This window comes from Roseomonas rosulenta, from assembly GCF_016106005.1.
Lineage (GTDB): Bacteria > Pseudomonadota > Alphaproteobacteria > Acetobacterales > Acetobacteraceae > Neoroseomonas > Neoroseomonas rosulenta.
This window is the reverse complement of the sequence record NZ_JACADR010000431.1, coordinates 1-2524: the sequence shown is the minus strand read 5'-3', so window position 1 is coordinate 2524 and position 2524 is coordinate 1. Positions and strand designations below refer to the sequence as shown.

Below are 2524 nucleotides of genomic sequence, written 5' to 3'. Positions count from 1 at the left end.
GCCGCCTCCCCGGCGTGCGGCCGGGCGGGTTGCGCGTCGCGCTTCGGTTCCGCCATCGCCCCATGCCCGGCCGGGCGATGCTGCGGCTGGCGCTGCTGGGCCTGCCGCTGCGGCTTGCGGTTCTGCGGCTGGCGCGGCGGCCGCGGGGCCTCCTTCGGCTGCGCGGCGAGCTCCTCGGCCGTCGCACCCGGGCGCGTCTCGGCCGGGATGGTCTGGCGGATCAGCTTCTCGATCGCGCGCAGCTTGTCGCGGTCCTCGTGGCTGCACAGCGCGATCGCCTCGCCCGACGCGCCCGCGCGCGCCGTGCGGCCGATGCGGTGCACGTAGGTCTCGGGCACTTCCGGCAGGTCGAACTGGATCACGTGCGTGACGCCATCCACGTCGATGCCGCGCGCGGCGATGTCGGTCGCGACCAGCACCGGGGCCGATCCGTCGCGGAAGGCGGCGAGAGCCCGCTCGCGCGCGTTCTGCGCCTTGTTGCCATGGATGGCGCTGGCGGCGATGCCGTCCATGTCGAGGTGCTTCACGATCCGGTCCGCGCCATGCTTGGTGCGGGAGAAGACCAGCGTGCGCCCCACACCCTCGGCGCGGATGATCTCGGCCAGCACGCGGCGCTTGCCGGAGGCCGGCACGTGGATGACGCGCTGCGCCACCTTCTCGGCCGTGGTCGCCACGGGGGCGACCGAGACGCGCACCGGCTCGCGCAGCATCTCGGCGGCCAGCTTGTTGATCTCGGTTGGCATGGTGGCGCTGAAGAACAGCGTCTGGCGCTCGGCCGGGATGGCCTTCACCAGGCGGCGGATGGCCGGCAGGAAGCCCTTGTCGAGCATCTGGTCGGCTTCATCGAGCACCAGCGTGCCGACATGGTCGAGCCGCCCGGCGCCCTGGTCGAGCAGGTCCTGCAGGCGGCCCGGCGTGGCCACCAGGATATCGACGCCGCGGGCCAGCGCGGCGCGCTGCGGGCCGAAGCCCACGCCGCCGAAGATGACCGCGACGGACAGGCCGAGATGCCGGCCATAGGTGCGGATGCTGTCGGCGATCTGGGAGGCCAGTTCGCGCGTCGGGCTGAGCACGAGCACGCGGCAGCCGCCGCGCGGCGGGCGGCCCGGCGTGGCGGCCAGGCGGTGCAGGATGGGCAGGCCGAAGGCCGCGGTCTTGCCGGTGCCGGTCTGGGCGATACCGAGCAGGTCGCGCCCGTCGAGCACCGACGGGATGGCCTGGGCCTGGATGGGGGTGGGGGCGGTGTAGCCTTCCTCGGCCAGGGCCTGGAGGATGCGGGTGTCGAGGTTCAGCGCCTCGAAAGTCGTGGTCACGATGAATCCCTGTCAGGCGCGTGCGATGCACGTCGCTGCAGTCAGAAAACCCCGCGGGATTGGGGTGGTCCGATGGGTGGCGCGCCTTCCCCGACCCGGGCCCGCACCGCGCTTCACGCCTTCTGCGAAGGGAAGCGGCGGGGACCGATCACGCGGCCGGGCGGCGCGTGGCGCGCAGGATGTCCGCGCGATGCGGGGGCTTATGCGCCTTCGCATTTGCGAAAACAAGCAAAACAATGAAACGGCAGGGGGCGCGGGGGGCGCGCCCCCGCTGCGCCCGGGCGCCCTTCAGGGAACGCCCACCATCAGCGAGGGCGGCGGCGCGGTGTCGAAGCGGACCTCGCGCACGCCCGGCACGCCCTCGGCCAGCACGCGCAGCGCCGTCATCGCCTGTTGCGCGCCGAGGAAGCCGTGGAAGGTCACCACGCCATCCTTCACCATGGGAAAGACGAAGCGCGTGCTGATCCAGGGCTGCTCGCGCATGGCGGCATAGATGCCGCGGCGGATGCGCGGGTCGGACGCCTCCTCCTCGGCGCCGGAGCCCACCGGGGCCATCACCGCGCGCAGCAGGTCGGCGCGCGAGACCACGCCCACCAGCTTCCCCTCGCGCACCACCGGCACGCGGCGGATGCGCTTCGTCTCCAGGATATGCGCGACTTCCTCGACCGTGGCGTCCTCGGCCACGGTGGCGAGGTCGGTGCTCATCACGTCACGCACGCGCCGGCCATGGGCGCGGGCATAGGCCATGGCCTGGTCGGCATTGGCGCCGAGCAGCGCCGCGAAGAAGGAGGCCGGCTTGTCCTCCTTGGCCGAGAGGCGGCGCATCAGGTCGCCATCCGTCACCAGCCCCACCAGGCGCCCATCGGGGTCGAGGACCGGCAGGCCGGAGATGTTGCGCTCCGCCATCAGCGCGGCCACCGCCTCGAGCGGCGTGTCGGGTGGCACGGTGACGGGGTCGGCGGTCATGATGTCCCGGGCGCGCATGCGGTTCCTCCGTGGCTGTTGGACGCAGCATGCTTTCCGGGCGGCATCGGCGCCTTGACGCGGATCAAGATTCGAGGCGGATGCCCTCGCCGCGAATCAGCGCCTCGAACTGCGCGCGCTCGGCCGCCAGGAAGCGGGCGAAGGGCGCGGGGCCCTCGGCGGCGGGCAGCAGGCCGAGCGCATCGAGCCGCGAGCGCAGCGCGGGCTGGCCCACCGCGTCGGCGGCC

General features: G+C 73.3%; 2 protein-coding genes. Both read right to left on the bottom strand.

Annotated elements, in window-relative coordinates:
- A partial coding sequence (locus tag HW578_RS25400) for a DEAD/DEAH box helicase (RefSeq protein ID WP_369407979.1) occupies positions 1-1313 on the bottom strand: 1313 nt, incomplete at its 3' end.
- 288 nt (positions 1314-1601) lie between these two features.
- On the bottom strand, positions 1602-2297 hold the full coding sequence (locus tag HW578_RS25395; RefSeq protein WP_198373493.1) for a CBS domain-containing protein: 696 nt from the start codon (positions 2295-2297) through the stop codon (positions 1602-1604).
- Positions 2298-2524 lie beyond the last annotated feature (227 nt).

Bases quoted from the DNA above. Each gene is read 5' to 3' on its own strand.
- HW578_RS25395 (WP_198373493.1), bottom strand. From the start codon at position 2,297: ATGCGCGCCCGGGACATCATGACCGCCGACCCCGTCACCGTGCCACCC.